Below are 269 nucleotides of genomic sequence, written 5' to 3'. Positions count from 1 at the left end.
CTTTAAAAACTGCCCTATTTGGTGGAAAAGTCACCGTTAATACTCTTAAGGAAAACAAAAAAGAAGCCACCATAACCATACCTGCAAATTCTAAAAACGGACAAAAAATTCGCCTTAAAGGCTATGGGGTGCAAAATCGCAAAAGTGACATCTATGGAGATATGTATTTGGTATTAAATGTTGTTTTACCAAACACTGAAACCTTAGATGAGAAATTAATCGAAATGCTAAAAGAAAAACTATCATAAAAAAAGGAGTAAAGTCATGGA

At 33.1% G+C, this 269-nt stretch carries 1 protein-coding gene; it reads left to right on the top strand.

Annotation, left to right across the window (positions count from 1 at the left end):
- Positions 1-248 (top strand): DnaJ C-terminal domain-containing protein (locus tag ELQ12_RS10055; RefSeq protein ID WP_279586146.1); only part of this gene is annotated, 248 nt, incomplete at its 5' end.
- Between the last annotated feature and the right edge of the window lie 21 nt (positions 249-269).

It is taken from the genome of Campylobacter sp. US25a, from assembly GCF_004379075.1.
In the GTDB taxonomy this organism is placed as follows: Bacteria; Campylobacterota; Campylobacteria; order Campylobacterales; family Campylobacteraceae; genus Campylobacter_D; species Campylobacter_D jejuni.
The sequence above is the reverse complement of the archived record's forward strand: the minus strand, read 5'-3'. Positions and strand labels throughout refer to the sequence as shown.